Raw genomic sequence first — 14,770 nt, 5'->3', positions numbered from 1 at the left:
TAAAGCGATACATAACTCGTCGTTAAAATCAAAGATTTACGAAAGTGGGATCGGTCGAAAATTCTAGACTTCCCTCTATAATCTATACTTTCCCTTTACGCCTGTGTTTACGTGAGTTTTGAAGCATGTTGTGCGATCAGTCTTCTAAACAAATGTAAATTGTAAGGAGAAAAGATATGTCAAAAGTACATAGATCTTTGGTAGCGTTGGATTTTACAAATGCTGCAATTAAAGAAATCAAAGCTGCTGATTTCGACTTTAAAAAATCAAACTGTATTGAATTAAACTTTAAGTTATCTAAAGGTGACATACTGTATGGCTTGAAGCTGCGAATACTTAAAAGTGGTGAAAAATCATTTTATCTTCATGGCAGATTTGACAATAAACGTTTTATGCCAATTAAAATTGGTAACTTCAAAAAGGTACAATGTAAGCAAGTAAGCGCAATTATTGCAGAAGTTGCTAACGGCACCACTTGTATAAAAGATGATAAAGGTCAGGATAAATTTATTCCAAATAAAAGTGATAATAATAAATGGAATATTAATCCTGGTATCTACCTAAAGGAAAAGCACAAAAAAATCACAGAGAGTTTTAAAGAAGTTGTTACAATTCCAACTATCAAAAAGTGCATAATAGAAGCTTATATAGATCACCTTCCTAGAGTATATAGAGAGGGAACACTAAATCTTAGCACTATGCGAGATATTACTAGAGATCTAATTGGCTACAATAAAAGAACTCAGTTTCTAAAATTCTCAGATGATAATGGTAAAGGCAGAATGACCTTTAGAGAAAGACCACATTTGGTAAACGAAGATGTTGGATTTATCAAAAACGTGAAACCCATCACCAACTGGGATCAATTCTTTAAAAAATATCCACCAGGTGATCCAAAACACTTTTGGAAAGTAGATCCTAAACAAAGACCAAATTATTCTGGTGCTAGGTCACTTATAGATGACAAGTTGTCAGAACACTTAGTGACAGACCTAAGTTATGGCCTGATGCGTAAATTTCTAAATAGATTTAACAGTTTTGGTAGAAAACGAAGTGCAAAAAGATCACTAGGTTGGCTTCATAATTATGCAAAAGAAAAAGGATATCTTGGAGATAATCCTGGTATTAACCCAGCGCAACTAATAGTTATTAAGCGACCTGAAGTTAGTGCCTGTAGATCTACGCAATATAATCAATTTATTTTTACCATTGATGAATGCAGAAAAATTGAAGAAGCTTGTATGCAACTTCGTGAGTATTTTCCTATTGCAGCAGAGTTAATACTATTTCTTATGAAAACTGGCAGAAGGTTTAGAGAAGTTAGTAGACTTAGATTGAGCTACATAAAAGAGAGAAAAATCATAATGCCTAGTTCAATTACTAAAACAAATAATGAGTCTTTTATTAGTAAAACCAAAGTAGTGCAGCAGATAATAAATTTGATCCAGCAGCAAAAGCACAGAATTGGTATGGAGAGGATGCAAGAAGTGCCTTGGTTGTTTCCATCTATAATGGTTACAAAAAATAACAATGATGCACCAGATTATTTAGATTCTTATGAAACAAGAATTAAAACTGTAACTAGAGCTTGGAATGCCATCAAAGAAGAAGCTGGTATTGCTAAAGGTGCAATAAAATCATTTAGAAAAACTTATGCAACACTTGCAGAAACTAAACTGGGTAACAAAAAAGCTGCAATGGCATTAACTGGTCATGAAGATGAGGACGTATTTGATGAAGCTTACTCACACCAGTATGAAAACGAAGTTATCCACAATGCTGATCAAGTAAGTGATTTGTTTGACTTTACTGGTAAGACTTTAAATTGAATGTTATCTTGTTTTAATGATTTGGATAGTATTAATTATTTTAGCAGTAATTGGGTTTGCACTAAAAAAATCAGATTTAGATAGAAAAGAAAAGTTATTAGTTGTGTTTGGTGTTGCTGGTGTACTACTAGTTATCGCTTGGTCAGGAGGCCATATATAATGGCGTGGCCTGTAATAATAGTTTTTGCTATTTTCTTCATAGGAATTGCTTGGCTTGCTTTTGTCGATAATAAATCTGGCGAAGAAAAAGAAAAATTAGAAAATAGCTCAACACACAAAATAGTAATAGGTATTGCAATTCTTATTGGAATTATTTTTGTTCTAGGAACAGCATTTGGGTAATAATGGCCTGGTATAATATTAATAGCTCTGATGGTATTGCAAAAGAATTTGATAAAAAAAATAGAATAGCCCGTTGTGGTTTTTGTGGAAATGAGAAAAAGATTAAAACAGACAAGAAGATCTATTTTTCAGAATTCGAAGTAGAAGATCAGCCCATTTGTTTTGACTGTTATCACCAACACAGCAAAAAGGCCGTTGCTAAATGATACTAGTTGAATTGCCTTTTGCTTTTGCATCAATGGTTTTTTTAGTTGGTATATACATGTTTCTTGTGAGTTTGTTTGTTCATAAGAAATTTGATCGTGATGCTATTTTTATGAGTATAGGTGGTTTTATATTTGGAGTGATTTATCTTCACATAATTAAATATACTTTTATTGAAGGTATCTTTTTCAGATGTCCTGATATTCGATTTTTCTGTAGCTAGAACATGAGAAAAAAGAAAGAAAATTACTGGAAAATTTTATTAGTATTTTGTTTATCATTTTTCTTTGGATTAAATTTTCCTGATATTGATTTGTCATTAATGTTTATACTAAGTCACAGGTCAATACTTACTCATGGAATAATTCTACCTTTAATTTTTTACATTTACTTAGTGAAAAAATCAAAAATAGATAAAACACTCATAGATATTTTTTATGCAGGTATTCTTTTGGGAATTACAATTCATTTATTGGCTGACTTAGTGCCTAAAGCTTATATTGGATATGCTTTAATTAAACTGCCATTCAATATTAGTATTGGTAAGGAATTATCAATTTTATGGATGAGCTCTAATGTTTTGGCAGCGCTAATAATTACAACTGATTTAGTTTCGAAAATTGAAGTAAATAAATTGATGAAAATATTTATCTACATTTTACCGTTAATCGTTGGAGGTGCTTATATGCTAAATGAAAATGATCCTTATTTTAAGTTATCTATTTTATTTGTTGCTTCAGCCTTTACAGGTTACAGAGTTTATAAAAAATGATTTTTGAGTTATAATTAAATAAATGTCTTTGGAATCTATTTTTATTCTTTTAGGAGTAAAGTTTTTTATTATTACTTTAATTTATCTTTTTATTAATAGAAAAAATAAAGAGGATCTAAAAAAACATCGTGACTAAGGTTACATATTTAAATAGTCATCTAGATAAATTTAGACCAAAAAAAGGTCCTCCAAAAATTACAATAAGATATGAAGAGATAGATGGAATATTTCATACAGGAGGCAGATTTGGAATGACCAAAGAAGTTCAAAAAATTCTAATTAAATCGTTTAAAGAGAAAAAAGATTTTAGAGAAGTTCAAAAATTAATTTCTGATAAAACTGATAAAGTTTTATTATACTCTCTGATAACTCTGTATTGGACTATGTTTAATATTTATTATTACAACGATCAATTTGAAGATGTGATAAGTGATTGTCTAAACGCAATTGATGAAAATATGCCATTATTAGAAAGTCCAAGATACTGTAAGAAAGTATATTTTTATATTAACTCCTTAGATTTAGTAAAATAAATGGGATTTTTTGATTTTTTTAAAACCGACAAAAAAAGAAATTTACGAAAAATTAGAGAGAAGATTGAGCAGAAAAAAAACTTACAGCTAACAGAGTGGATTGATGATGTAAGAAAAATCTGCAGTGAAAAAGAAACAATTGAAATTGTTAGATATTACAATTTAGTATTCACTCAATTAAAGATTTCAGTATTTACACTTTTAGCTCCTGTTAATTTAAAGGATAAAAATAAGCTGGAAGAATTTTATTCTCATAAATTTTCAATTGGATATTTATACAGTTTTCTTCTCTCACTACTGCAGTTTGAAGATTTTATGAGCAAAAAGGATGATCAATTACTTGAGATAATATTACCTGCCATGATGTGTCAGATATTTGAATTCAATAAAGAGAAATCTCTTAAAATTTACCACTCAACAGTTGAAGAAGTGAATAATAACCAATCTTCTGAAAATGATTTTTTTTCTAAAGGAGTTGATGCAGCAATCAAAGATTGGGAAAAGTTTGTAAAAGAAGATTTCAAAGGTGTAATAGGTGTTAATTTTTCCTACCATGTTGATGAATTGAAGAAAGATTTGGAGTAATATACTATTGATTAAATTCAATTTTGTTTGATATATTTAGATTATGGACATAACAAAATTACCTAAAGATCTTAAGAAAAAATACGAAGACAAGGTAATAGACAAAGCTATCGAAAAAACTGATTACGATTTAAGCGTTAATAATAAATCACCAGAAGATATTTCAGAAAAGAAATACGAAGCAATGGTAGCAAGAAACGTTGAAGTAATTAAAGCTAGTCATAAAGAAAAAGGATGGAAATATTTGTCAACTTTTATGGGAATAACTTTTCTTGGTAATATTCTTAAAGGAAATATTGCGGGAGCATTTGGATTTGGTGACGATGAAGATGATCTAGATGCTTAAATCTTTTAGAGATTTATTTATTTTAAAGAAACTTTATGATTTATATAATTGGATAAAACCAAGATTATTAAGTTTAATAGTTTTAATATTTTCAATAATTCTAATTACATATTTACATTCCGAATATATCTCTTGGGTAGAACTGTCAGAAAATAAAAAATTTCTAACATTATCTTACATAATTAAAAACATTTTAATTTTACTAGCTGTAATTATTTTTATTTTTTTGAATAGAAGCAAAAAAGTAATTGAAGTAAAAAAAGACTATAAACAATTAAAAGCTGAAAAAGCTCAAATGGAAAAAAAGAGAGACCATATAAAATCTATCAAAGAAAAAGGTGAGCTAAAAACTGAATATCAAAGAATCTTAGAGGGAACTGACGAAAAAGATTAAATGAAAAAACTTCTATCGATCCTGGTTCTTAGTTTGTTGTTTGGGGGGAGTGCTTATGCAAAAATTGGAAAAGGGGAAATACAACTTAGTGAAAAAGTGACAAATGACTTTATAAAATTTCTAAGAAATGAATATGCAAACTATTTCATGGTAACCCCTGATGGTAACAATTCTCTATATACAATTTGTGGTGCCGAGTTTTGCAAAGGTGGAATGGGTAAAGCTCTGAAATGGTGTAAGGAAGATTATGGTCAAAAATGTTTAATTTTTGCACAAAGAAAAAAACAAACTAAAATTATAAGATGGAACAAAGCAGACTATTCATTTCCTAAAGATGATTGGAATTATAATGTCATGGTTAATGTAGAATATTTAAAATCTGACAATAAAGGAATTAAACAAAATATTTCAGACGATCAAATTAAAGGAGTTTTGAATAATTTAGGCTTTATAAATTTTAATAAGGCAGTTGCTTCAATAGATACTAGTAGTTCAACACAAAATAAAAAAAGAAACAAGGGGGATGAATATTTTTGTGTATGGACAGGAACAGGACAATATACAAATAAAATCTGGTTCACTCATAGTTCAGATTATAAGAATTATACCAAATATTATGGTAGCAATGATGACTGTAGAGATGCAGCTATTTATATAATTTACAAAAAACAAAATGAAAAATTATACAAAAAGTTAATGTGGAAATTTAAAAGTGCAGCCGAATTAACTCATCCAGCAAAAAAATTAAGTAAGAAGCTATATGCTCAAGTAAAAAATGAAATTCCAGTGAATGACATTAAAGAAAAAGAAGATGTTCAAAAAACAACTGTAAATGAAGATGTAATCATAAAACCTAAAACAGAAAAAACAATTACTCAGCAACAACAAAATCAGATTGATCAAATAAAAGAAATGTTTGATATTGGAGCATTAACCAAAGACGAGTATGATGCTGCTGTAAAAAGAGTTTTGAATTGATGATTAAAATTTTCAAAAATATTATTATGTGGGGAATTTGTTTTACCCTGTTAGCTCATAATAGTGCTTGTGTAAGTATTGCAACTGGAGCACTAGATGGAGCAATTGAAAAACAGGAGAGAACAAATCGAATTAATACCACTTCTAAAGCTCTAGGATTTGATCAAAGAGAATTTAACGATTATCATAGTAAATTAACTCGTGCGTATGAATGCATGGAAAAAGTGGATGCAAGTCCTAAATATTATTCATTATTTTTAAAAAGCCCTGAAAATAAATCTTATAAAAATTATTCAGATAAAAGTTTTATAACCAATAATGAAAGAGTTGCGCTATCAAGCTATGTTTCATCGACAGAGATTTGTTACGATTTAGCAAGGCAAGATAGATACCAATCTCCATTAGTAGTCGAATTTAAAACCATAATAGATAGAGCAGTTACTCAGATGCTTATTATTTATTCACGTTTAGACAATGGTGAAATAAATTGGGGGGAATTTAATAGACAAGCAGTGGAAATTTCAAACCAAACAGATCGACAAACTGATTTGTGGAACTCCAAAATGCAATCTACTTCATATCAAGTAGCAAACCTAGTTGCCTTACAAGAGGAACAAATAGCTTTAAATAGATATAGGCAAGATATCAAAAATGAATTCAGGAAAAATCGACAAGAACTTCAGGCTATGCGTAATGATATTAGAAGAATGAATAATAGAAACAGATTATTAGAAATGTGTTCGAGGTATCCTGGTACTTATATGAACTGTCCATAATTAATATTTCACAATTAGACTCTCTGTTCAGGATTTGTTATTATAAACAATGTCTAATCCTTTTATTTTAATAGCTAGAATACGTGTCAAAGAAGGTAAGGTTGAAGAATATCTTAAGATAGCAAAAGAAGCAGATGACGCCGTTAATGAGTCAGAACCAGATATGCTTATTCATACTTTTGATCAAGATCCAACAGATCCTTTAGAATTTACGTGGAGTGAAGTTTACCGAAACAGTGAAGCTATGGTGCATCACCTTAATAATCCTCCCGTTCAAGCCTATGTTGAAAAACATCAAGAGATTGCTGACAGATTTGAAATAGAAGTTTATGGGAATATTACAGAAGAGACTATAAAAGCAATTGAAGATACAAATGTACCTTTCAAGCATTTTAAAACTACTGAAGTAGGATATATTAGAAAAAAATTTTTTGATAAGTGAAAAAACTTCTATCGATCCTGGTTCTTAGTTTGTTGTTTAGTGAGACTGGTTATGCAAACATTGTTGATCTTTACTGTAAATATACTGAGGGTCATATCACTGGAAAAATACCTTATCCATTTCATGAGGATACTGAGAAAAACACACAATATTTATCCATAAGCCAAAGTGGTTTTGAAGATTACAAAATCAAGTTAGATGCGAAGAAGGAAAAAATTGTTGAAGCACCAAAATATAGCTCAGACGGATCCACATATATGTTTGGTGATGATTTAATTTTTTGGTACGCTGTACCTTCATCGGAGTCCAGACTTGAAATAAAATTTACATTAAATCGTTACACAGGACGATTAACAGAAGATCACAAAAATTATAAATATGGGGATACAGAGAATAACTATTGGATGAGTCTTATCTACGACTGCTCGCTAACTAAAAAATTATTTTAAAATGAAAAAATTTAGATTTATTTTTATTATTTTTTTACTGTTCTTGTATGGGTGTGGTGATAGCGACGAAGTTAAAGTAAAAAAACATAACTGTAATAATTTTTCACAAAATTTAACAATTGATATTCAAAAATGTATTGAGGATCAAAAATATTATGAGGAACTTACATTTGAAAACAATGTATTTCTTACAAAAAAAAGACTAGATGAATTTAATAATAAAGTAGATGAGTTTAATTCAATCAATATTGGAGTTAAACATAAAGAGTATAAATTATTAAATATACAAGAATTTTTAGAGAAAAATAAAATACAATCCGACAAGGATAGAATATTCATAAAAAACATAGAAAGAAAAAAAATAAAATTTAATACATATTTTGAAGTATCTATGCTTGAGGATGAAAAAAAATATATTATTTATTTTTATGATTATTTTAGAAATCTAATTTCAATAATCAAGAAAGAGGATAAAAATTTAAAAGAACCTTTATTAAAATTTGGTAATTTTCAAAATATTGAAATAGAAAGAAAATTTGAAACCCTGTTAGATAATAAATTTCGAATAGGAAGTACTATATATTCAATTCCTTTAAAAAAAAATAATGCAACAATTTATGGTTATTTTCTTAACACTGAATACACAGGCTTTGATGCTGCAATTAAAGACTTAAACTTAATTATAAATAAAAATAAAAATAGCGATAACAAAATAGAAGATTTAAAAATCACAGCTTCAGAATTTTTTATAACTGATATAGAATTGAATAAAATTACTTACACTGAAGAAGAAGTGCGAAAAATAATTAAAGATAATGAATTAGCAAGCTCACTTTTAATTAATCAATTGTAATATAATGAAAAAAAATAGTTACTTGAAAGATCAATTAGATGACGTGAAGCAATATGGTTATTTAAATCATATAGTTGGAATTCTTTTTACAATTTTCTATTTACATGTTTCAAAAAAATTACAGTTAGAATTAAGTATTTTTGCCTGTGTGTATTGGTATGTTGCTTGTTTAATGATGGGTCATTTTGCTGTTCACAACGTAAACATGCATAAAGGGAAAAAATGGAAGTATAAAAAAACTAAGAATGATACTTATTTTGCTATTCCTGTTGCAGGTGGAATTAACCTTATCACTTATGGAATACCAATTATGATATTAGATTATCTTTTTAAATTTTTATAAAAATGAAAAATAATACTTGGTTAGATTTTTTTAAAAAAACATTAAAAGTTTCAGGAATTATTTTGCTTATTTTATTAATAATAATTGGATATCTAATTTATAGAGGAGCTACACATGACTCCAAGACTTATTTGGAATGTACCAACAATGAAAGTAATGCTATTTCTTACTTGGCATTTAATGATTATAGAATGTTTATGTCTTGGGATGAATTAAACGAAGAGTTTAAACATTCCTATACTATAGAAGAAATTAATAAAAAATATATTAAAGCAAGAGCTTATGCCTCAATTGATGATAATAAAAAAACTCTATCTCTATCTAATGATAGTAATAAAGTAGAGTATGTTTACAAAATGATTTGGCAACTAGATAGAGAAACAGGTTTGTTGGAGGCTTATTTTGAAAACACTACAGAGGAAAAGGTAAAAGATGGTAGGCAATGTAAAAAAATAAATAAGAAAGATTTACCTATAACAAAAGTTGATCAAAAATTTTAATATGAAAAAATTCATATCAATCATTGCTTTTTATTTGTTTTTTTACGTATCCGCATATGCAGAAAATATTACAATCAAATGTATTGATGAAAAGAGAAGTGTAGAAGAAAATAGAGCAGTAAGTTTAATTTTAAACTTTGATGAAGGTGGAGATTGGATAATTTTTAACGGTAATTCAAAAGAATTTTCTGGTAGACAAGATAATGGATTAGGTACGGAGTTAACATCTATAGAAATAACTAAAGATAAAATTTCTTATTTCAATAGCGTAGAAAGTATGGATACACACATGCAAATTATTATTAATAGATTTGATGGAAGTATGTATCAATATGGCAAATTAAAAGGTGAAAAATATGATTTCAATTATATGTGTGAAAAAACTGAAAGGAAATTTTAATTGCTAGAAGTGATTGTAGCCATAGAACTTGTAGCCTTGGCTTATGCAATATATTCTAGTAGCCAATGAAAATAATATTTTTAATGTTTATTTGTATGTTTTTAACAAATGAAAGTTTTGCCAATGAAATTAAAATTCCTAAATTTAAATCTAAAGAAGATGTTTTTTTTTGTAAACATGATAGTGGAATTGAATCAATGTTAGCAATCACAAGAGATAAAATGATCATGTATTATCAAGCTAAAGGTGAGAGATCAGCTATAGTCATAGATCAGGGAGATCGATATACCGCTACTTTTGAAGATTTTAAAATGATCTTTTTTAAAAAAACAAGCACGTGGGCTAGAACATATAATGATGGAATTCAAAGTTTTGGTGTTTGCAGGAAATTGAATTAATAAAAAAAGTGAAGAACAAAAACTAACAGCCACAATCCTATCATAATTAATAGTGCTAACGACATTCCAATTTTTTTATAGATAGGCCATTTTTTAAAATTTTCTGAGAAATGCTTTACACCCATAAAAATTATATATGGATAAAAGAGAAAAAACCCAAATATGATTAGTCCATAAAATAGTAGGTCGCTTATTAGAGTTAAATCAAAGTCTAAAACTTTATTAAATATTTCTCTTAGTGTCATAACATAGGATTGGTTTAAATTCTTTTATCTGTGTCATCAAATTTACCTTTAGCTACGATTAAATCATACAATTCCTCAGCATTTGGACCAATTTCACTTGTGATGGTTTTTGATAAATTGAATGCTTTGTTAAAATCAACTAAAGAAATATTTTTCTTTTTACTTTCATGGTCAAACATCAACATTAGTCCTTTCAAATCTTGTGAACAGGAAACTATAAATTTAAATTTTTTAAAATCAGAATTACGATATTCTTCAGCTTCAATAATTGGTAAACATTTATGGTTTCCTATTTCTAATACAACCTGGTTTTTAAAATCAAAAGCACCTTCGTTTTGCTTTGCAAAACTTGCATCTAGTTCAATTTTATTTTTTTTCAAAAGATCAACTAATTGTGAAGTTGTAGTCTTCTTTTTTATTTTTTTTAAAATATCACAAACTTTATGAAACTTTTTATGTATATCATTTGCAAGTTCTTCCATTTCGCTTGAAGCAGTTTTCTTTTTTTTAGAGTTCTCTGGTTTTGGATCAAATTTTTTATTGTATTTTAGATCGCTACCACCATAAATATTTGCAAATACCCTCCTGCACTCCATATCCAGATCCAATAGTTTAGACATATTGTGTTGACTATAACCAAATGTCCATAATCTCATGTTTTCTGTTTCTAGCGAATAAATTATTTCATTAACTTCTCTAGGATTATTATTGAATGATTTAGCAAATTCTAAAAAATTAGTATTTCTATCTAATCCCTTTTCAAATTCTTCTTCTGAGCCTTTTATTAATTTATTTCTCAACCACTTAAACATTTTAAAATAAACCCATCTTCCATATGATTATTGTGTAAATTATTAAAACAACAATTCCCCCACCTCTCAGTCTCCAAAAAGGATTTTTTATTCCAAGAAGTCCACCAACAAACCAGAATACTTTATTGTAAAAAAATATTATTAGCGCGGCTATAGGTAAAAAAATTATTACACCTGCTGTTGTCGAAAATATTAATTCTATCCACTCCATCTATCTGACTTAATCTTTCTATAATAGTATATAGGAAAATATAGGATCAATAGAATTTTTTGAAAAATATTTTTTTTACAAGTCCTCTCCACTTCAGCAAGTTTTGAAGGTTTATCTATATCCAAATCTTAGTATTTAGAGCTTATATTAGGTACCCTAATTTCAGTTTTTCCCCCTCCCCCTCTTTTAAAAAGTTGATTTTCTGAAACCAATGGGGCCCGATACAGTTGACATTGACTACGTCAAACTATACTGACGATCTATGAAAGATATAGATGAACTTATTAAATATCTAAAAGAAAACGATATTGATCCGAAGGTTGCACTTAATGTAATAAAACGAGAGTTTGCTACTGATAAAGCTGGTCATAAAAAGACAGTCTGGAAGATGATTAAGTTCCAACTTTATATCTGGCAGAGAATGAAAGATCCAAATACTACTAGAATTAATACAGTAACTAATCTAGTGAATTCAGGTCAGTATAAGAAAGCTTATGAACAGTTTCCAAACCCCCCTTTTGATGCAGAAAAAGAAGTACATAATTTAACTAAATTAATCTCTGATAAGAGACAGGATAAATTCTTTATATCTAAGAATTTCACACACTACGGAAGACCAAATCAAAAGCTACCTCAAGCTCTTATAGATAAACTCAGGTAAACTGAGTCAATTTTGTTGATAATCTTTACACCTGTTCAGGGAATGTTCCCTTTCTTTATTTTTTTAAAATGATAGCTACTCCGATAGAAAAAGATTGACGTCTTTTTTTAAATAACTATATTAGAAGACGTTGAACTAAGATCAACGAATAAGTAAGTAAATATGATAAGTGTACAATCTATACCTATAAAATTCAAAAAACCTTTTCTGACAATGAAGCAGTTATGCTCTGAGTTGTCTATTCAATATAAAACTTGTGAAAGGTGGATTAAAGAAGAAAAAGAAAAAGGGTTTGGAGAATTTTTTATTGAAGGTGTGAAATATAGTGTAGTGCCAGGTCGAATTAAAATTCCTGGTGTTAGAAATTATATATGGAACGCTAACGTATTTTACCTCTACTATTTTTTACCTAAGATTAACGGACTAGACAAACCACAATTAAAAGATGGTGAGTTAATCTTTATATCTAAACCAGAAAACAGAATAGGAGTAAATTAATGAACGTAAAAGATCTAATAACACCTGTAGGTATCGCAAACTATCCATACGTAACAGGTCAAGGTGATACAGCTTTTAGTAGTGAAGGTCAGTACCATGTTAAAGTTACAATTACAAAAGATGCTGCTGAACCTTTAGTGCAAAAAATAAAAAGTTGTATTGCTGCAGAAGTTGCAGATGAGCACAAAAGAAAACCTGGTATTGAAAAAATTAAAAGAGCACCATTACCATTTAGAGAAATTGGAGATGATCAAATAGAGTTCAAATTCAAATCTAAATTTAAACCTAAAATTATTGACAAGAAGAAGTTACCACTAGGTGAAGATAAAACTGTTTGGTCTGGTACTACAATGGCTGTTAAGTTTGATGCTAGTAGTTACAATTCAGCTTCACTTGGAGTTGGCTGCACTCTTCGATTAAAAGGTATTCAAGTTGTTGACCTGGTCGAAGGATCTACAGCAACAGAGGGGTTTGAGGAGATAGCATAATGGAAAAAATGATATTTAATAAAACCAAAAATATTTGGAAACACAATGACGGAGGTTTAAAAGAAAGTAGATTTAAATCTAAGAGACAAAGAGGTGATTGTGTAATTAGATCAATAGCACTAGCAACTGATCAACCTTATGATCAAGTGTTTGATGCATTATGTGATATCGCAAAAGAGACTGGATTTTTACCAAATCAAGAAGATACTTATGAAACTTATCTAAGAAGATTAGGCTGGAAAAAACATAAGCCGCAAAGAACCTTTGGTGGCAGCCTAAAAAGATTAGAGAATTTTAATTCTGAAGGTAAGACATGTATTGTAAGAGTTCCACGTCACCTAGTAACAATTAAAGATAATTTAATCTTAGATAGCTGGGACTGTAAGTTCTATTCAGCATGTTCGTATTATACAAAGGAGTTGGATGCCTAAAGCTATCCTCCCAACAACCCATCACAAAATTGTAGAGAAGATCCGTAAGGAACTTCGTAAGCAACCAAAGTTGGTTGACTACAATCCATTGACTGATGACAAAACCAAATGGATCGTCCTCAATGGTAAATTTCACAAGTTGTTCGATTATGGAATTGAAAGATTCTTTTTGGAACGAATAAAAAAGGAGACAAACTAATGAAGGAAACATTAAACCAAATAGATAAAAAGATGGAAGCTAAGAGTGATGGATCAGTTGCCAAAATATTAAATAAACTAGCTGAATCAAAACTAGTAGCATCAAAACTGGATGATTTAACACCTGAGGGACTATTCCTATCTGTAAGACAAAACTTGAAACAGCGATATGAGGAAGCTGTTGAAGGTGGCTTTGAAGGAACTGAAGAGGAATTTATAAAAACTATACCTTTAGATGAGCTTAGACAGATGCTTAGTGATGGAGGAAAAGTCATTGATTTTGCTAAAGCAATAAAAATGAGAGGTGAAAAGCCAATACGTAAATTAGATCTAGCTGGTCAGTTTACGCCTGGTCGAACTTTGGAAAGTTTAAGTCCAGCTGAAAGAGAAACTGTAAACATGCTGCTGAAGATGACACTAGGTAAAGATAAGGATTAACATGAGTAAAGAAAAAGATGAACCTGTTGTAACATCTAAAGTTGACAAAAAGAAAACTGAAGGTGCACTAAATGCATTTGGTAAAGAGTTAATAAAAAATGCAGTTATTTATGATGGTATTAATCCAGCAGATATGATCGTGCATTATGATCCAGCATTGTCTAAACCAAATTCACCAGTATTTAGAAATAATAAAAGAGACATTGTTTATGGAAATATAAATGAAGCTCGTCAACACAATGCTATTTGGGAAACTTATGATGATAAAACTCAAAGTATTAAAAGACAACTAAATGAAAGACCAGGTGTTAAAAGACCATCCCCTACTACACCAAAACCTTTTGTAAAAAAACCTGTTGCCGCATCAACTGCAACATTTAAATCAAACTCATTTGAAAAACCTAACGTCAGCTATCAGTTAGCAGAGTTAAAAGAAATGTTTAAAGAAACACCAGAACAGAAATCACAGAGAGAAAATTTTGAACGAATTCAAGAGCAAAACAAAAGAGAGAAACTTAGACTGGCAAATAGTGGCATAAGTTATCTTTTAGGTGGTGCTCAGAATATAGAAAGACATGAAAGAATGAATGCAATGTTTAATCCAAAAAAAAATAAGGAGAAGTAAGTGGCTTGTAAGTACAACT

Annotated in this window: 27 protein-coding genes; 25 read left to right on the top strand and 2 right to left on the bottom strand. The window is 29.3% G+C overall.

Going from position 1 to position 14,770, the window contains the following annotated elements; translation table 11 throughout:
- Positions 1-176: 176 nt before the first annotated feature.
- The 19 genes from ACTTBM_RS00835 to ACTTBM_RS00745 all read left to right on the top strand — a co-directional run bounded on the left by ACTTBM_RS00835 (position 177) and on the right by ACTTBM_RS00745 (position 10,144).
- Positions 177-1,829: a tyrosine-type recombinase/integrase gene (locus tag ACTTBM_RS00835; RefSeq protein ID WP_440634323.1), complete on the top strand. Its 1,653-nt coding sequence runs from the start codon at positions 177-179 to the stop codon at positions 1,827-1,829.
- A 16-nt stretch (positions 1,830-1,845) separates the two neighbouring features.
- A complete protein-coding gene (locus ACTTBM_RS00830; RefSeq protein WP_440634322.1) occupies positions 1,846-1,989 on the top strand; it encodes a hypothetical protein in 144 nt (47 codons plus the stop codon).
- Entirely contained in the window at positions 1,989-2,171 is a 183-nt protein-coding gene (locus ACTTBM_RS00825; RefSeq protein ID WP_440634321.1) for a hypothetical protein, read from the top strand. Before ACTTBM_RS00830 ends, ACTTBM_RS00825 begins: the two co-directional genes overlap by 1 nt.
- Before the next feature lie 2 nt (positions 2,172-2,173).
- Entirely contained in the window at positions 2,174-2,377 is a 204-nt protein-coding gene (locus ACTTBM_RS00820) for a hypothetical protein (RefSeq protein ID WP_440634320.1), read from the top strand.
- Positions 2,374-2,598, top strand: coding sequence for a hypothetical protein (locus ACTTBM_RS00815; protein ID WP_440634319.1), 225 nt, complete (start codon positions 2,374-2,376; stop codon positions 2,596-2,598). Before ACTTBM_RS00820 ends, ACTTBM_RS00815 begins: the two co-directional genes overlap by 4 nt.
- A 3-nt stretch (positions 2,599-2,601) precedes the next feature.
- Positions 2,602-3,147, top strand: coding sequence for a hypothetical protein (locus tag ACTTBM_RS00810; protein WP_440634318.1), 546 nt, complete (start codon positions 2,602-2,604; stop codon positions 3,145-3,147).
- Positions 3,148-3,275: 128 nt separating this feature from the next.
- The gene (locus ACTTBM_RS00805; protein WP_440634317.1) at positions 3,276-3,680 is read left to right on the top strand and encodes a hypothetical protein; all 405 of its coding nucleotides are present in this window, start codon (positions 3,276-3,278) and stop codon (positions 3,678-3,680) included.
- Positions 3,681-4,265 (top strand): hypothetical protein, encoded by a 585-nt coding sequence (locus ACTTBM_RS00800; RefSeq protein WP_440634316.1) that lies wholly within the window; start codon positions 3,681-3,683, stop codon positions 4,263-4,265.
- 43 nt (positions 4,266-4,308) lie between these two features.
- A complete protein-coding gene (locus ACTTBM_RS00795; RefSeq protein WP_440634315.1) occupies positions 4,309-4,611 on the top strand; it encodes a hypothetical protein in 303 nt (100 codons plus the stop codon).
- Positions 4,604-5,005, top strand: a complete 402-nt coding sequence (locus ACTTBM_RS00790) for a hypothetical protein (protein ID WP_440634314.1) — start codon at positions 4,604-4,606, stop codon at positions 5,003-5,005. The genes ACTTBM_RS00795 and ACTTBM_RS00790 overlap by 8 nt, the downstream gene beginning before the upstream one ends.
- Entirely contained in the window at positions 5,006-5,983 is a 978-nt protein-coding gene (locus tag ACTTBM_RS00785) for a hypothetical protein (protein ID WP_440634313.1), read from the top strand. It begins immediately after the preceding gene.
- Positions 5,983-6,759 carry a hypothetical protein gene (locus tag ACTTBM_RS00780; protein WP_440634312.1) on the top strand — a complete coding sequence of 259 codons (777 nt, stop codon included), beginning with the start codon at positions 5,983-5,985 and terminating at the stop codon, positions 6,757-6,759. The genes ACTTBM_RS00785 and ACTTBM_RS00780 overlap by 1 nt, the downstream gene beginning before the upstream one ends.
- Before the next feature lie 49 nt (positions 6,760-6,808).
- Entirely contained in the window at positions 6,809-7,201 is a 393-nt protein-coding gene (locus ACTTBM_RS00775; RefSeq protein WP_440634311.1) for an antibiotic biosynthesis monooxygenase, read from the top strand.
- On the top strand, positions 7,198-7,650 hold the full coding sequence (locus tag ACTTBM_RS00770; protein WP_440634310.1) for a hypothetical protein: 453 nt from the start codon (positions 7,198-7,200) through the stop codon (positions 7,648-7,650). Before ACTTBM_RS00775 ends, ACTTBM_RS00770 begins: the two co-directional genes overlap by 4 nt.
- A gap of 1 nt (position 7,651) precedes the next feature.
- Positions 7,652-8,503, top strand: coding sequence for a hypothetical protein (locus ACTTBM_RS00765; RefSeq protein ID WP_440634309.1), 852 nt, complete (start codon positions 7,652-7,654; stop codon positions 8,501-8,503).
- Between the two features lie 4 nt (positions 8,504-8,507).
- Positions 8,508-8,846: a hypothetical protein gene (locus ACTTBM_RS00760; protein ID WP_440634308.1), complete on the top strand. Its 339-nt coding sequence runs from the start codon at positions 8,508-8,510 to the stop codon at positions 8,844-8,846.
- Between the two features lie 2 nt (positions 8,847-8,848).
- Positions 8,849-9,346, top strand: a complete 498-nt coding sequence (locus tag ACTTBM_RS00755) for a hypothetical protein (RefSeq protein ID WP_440634307.1) — start codon at positions 8,849-8,851, stop codon at positions 9,344-9,346.
- A 1-nt stretch (position 9,347) separates the two neighbouring features.
- Positions 9,348-9,746 (top strand): hypothetical protein, encoded by a 399-nt coding sequence (locus tag ACTTBM_RS00750; RefSeq protein WP_440634306.1) that lies wholly within the window; start codon positions 9,348-9,350, stop codon positions 9,744-9,746.
- Positions 9,747-9,811: 65 nt separating this feature from the next.
- Positions 9,812-10,144 carry a hypothetical protein gene (locus tag ACTTBM_RS00745; protein ID WP_440634305.1) on the top strand — a complete coding sequence of 111 codons (333 nt, stop codon included), beginning with the start codon at positions 9,812-9,814 and terminating at the stop codon, positions 10,142-10,144.
- 259 nt (positions 10,145-10,403) lie between these two features.
- Here ACTTBM_RS00745 and ACTTBM_RS00740 read toward each other — a convergent pair whose 3' ends face one another.
- Positions 10,404-11,201 carry a hypothetical protein gene (locus ACTTBM_RS00740; RefSeq protein WP_440634304.1) on the bottom strand — a complete coding sequence of 266 codons (798 nt, stop codon included), beginning with the start codon at positions 11,199-11,201 and terminating at the stop codon, positions 10,404-10,406.
- Position 11,202: 1 nt separating this feature from the next.
- Complete coding sequence (locus ACTTBM_RS00735; protein WP_440634303.1) at positions 11,203-11,412, bottom strand: hypothetical protein; 210 nt, start codon at positions 11,410-11,412, stop codon at positions 11,203-11,205.
- Between the two features lie 262 nt (positions 11,413-11,674).
- Here ACTTBM_RS00735 and ACTTBM_RS00730 point away from each other — a divergent pair, with 262 nt between their 5' ends.
- The 6 genes from ACTTBM_RS00730 to ACTTBM_RS00705 all read left to right on the top strand — a co-directional run bounded on the left by ACTTBM_RS00730 (position 11,675) and on the right by ACTTBM_RS00705 (position 14,751).
- The gene (locus tag ACTTBM_RS00730) at positions 11,675-12,073 is read left to right on the top strand and encodes a hypothetical protein (protein WP_440634302.1); all 399 of its coding nucleotides are present in this window, start codon (positions 11,675-11,677) and stop codon (positions 12,071-12,073) included.
- Between the two features lie 213 nt (positions 12,074-12,286).
- Entirely contained in the window at positions 12,287-12,571 is a 285-nt protein-coding gene (locus tag ACTTBM_RS00725; RefSeq protein ID WP_440634301.1) for a hypothetical protein, read from the top strand.
- A complete protein-coding gene (locus ACTTBM_RS00720; RefSeq protein WP_440634300.1) occupies positions 12,571-13,059 on the top strand; it encodes an ssDNA-binding protein in 489 nt (162 codons plus the stop codon). Before ACTTBM_RS00725 ends, ACTTBM_RS00720 begins: the two co-directional genes overlap by 1 nt.
- Complete coding sequence (locus tag ACTTBM_RS00715; protein ID WP_440634299.1) at positions 13,059-13,490, top strand: hypothetical protein; 432 nt, start codon at positions 13,059-13,061, stop codon at positions 13,488-13,490. The genes ACTTBM_RS00720 and ACTTBM_RS00715 overlap by 1 nt, the downstream gene beginning before the upstream one ends.
- 198 nt (positions 13,491-13,688) lie before the next feature.
- Complete coding sequence (locus ACTTBM_RS00710) at positions 13,689-14,126, top strand: hypothetical protein (RefSeq protein WP_440634298.1); 438 nt, start codon at positions 13,689-13,691, stop codon at positions 14,124-14,126.
- Between the two features lies 1 nt (position 14,127).
- Positions 14,128-14,751 (top strand): hypothetical protein, encoded by a 624-nt coding sequence (locus ACTTBM_RS00705; RefSeq protein WP_440634297.1) that lies wholly within the window; start codon positions 14,128-14,130, stop codon positions 14,749-14,751.
- The last annotated feature ends 19 nt before the right edge of the window (positions 14,752-14,770 follow it).

Source organism: Candidatus Pelagibacter sp. HIMB1746 (assembly GCF_052047555.1).
Taxonomy (GTDB): Bacteria; Pseudomonadota; Alphaproteobacteria; order Pelagibacterales; family Pelagibacteraceae; genus Pelagibacter.
The sequence above is the reverse complement of the archived record's forward strand: the minus strand, read 5'-3'. Positions and strand labels throughout refer to the sequence as shown.